Source organism: Paenibacillus koleovorans NBRC 103111 (genome assembly GCF_004000845.1).
GTDB classification, from domain to species: domain Bacteria; phylum Bacillota; class Bacilli; order Paenibacillales; family NBRC-103111; genus Paenibacillus_AA; species Paenibacillus_AA koleovorans.
In genome coordinates this window covers 1-558 of record NZ_BIMA01000276.1, presented here as the reverse complement: position 1 = coordinate 558, position 558 = coordinate 1, and the positions used below count along the sequence as shown (strand labels likewise).

Below are 558 nucleotides of genomic sequence, written 5' to 3'. Positions count from 1 at the left end.
CAACTCCAGAAAGTGCACCTCGAACGCATCCGTTAGCAGCAAGCTCTTGTCCCTGTCATCATATAGATGGAAAGTCGAATGAAACGGCTCGCGATCCTTGAACAAGATAAAATCGAGCAGATTGATCGTCACCGTTCTCTTCAGCTTGCTGTAGTCATCTCCTTGCGTGATTGAACCGATATACATTTTGCTCATGTAGAAAAGTGATCGCCTGGCCATATTGCGGTAATCCGTCAGTTGCATCTCGATATCATACTGGACGCGATCGTCCGTTTCCGCCGCAATATCGAGCCGGCCCGTCTTGTCGTCGATCATCTTCTTGCTCAACTGCTTGCTTTCCTTAACCTTCAGATAGCGGATGCGCTTCTCACCCTCCAGACCAAGAATCGCATTCAGCAGGCTGATCAAGCTTCCCTTCGATTCTTCCTCCCCGAACAGCTTCTGGAAGATAAAGTCGTTCTTCGGCTTCATCCTGCGCCTTACTGAGGTTCCCTTGCCTGTTTGTACTTCTTCCATTATACCCTCTCCTTGGCAAAATTGTCATGGAGAAGCCACCCT

The 558-nt window shown here is 48.9% G+C and carries 1 protein-coding gene; it reads right to left on the bottom strand.

Annotated elements, in window-relative coordinates; all coding sequences use genetic code 11:
* Positions 1–516, bottom strand: a 516-nt coding sequence (locus PKO02S_RS32145; protein WP_127589366.1) for an Rpn family recombination-promoting nuclease/putative transposase, incomplete at its 3' end; no start/stop codon positions are given.
* Positions 517–558: the final 42 nt, after the last annotated feature.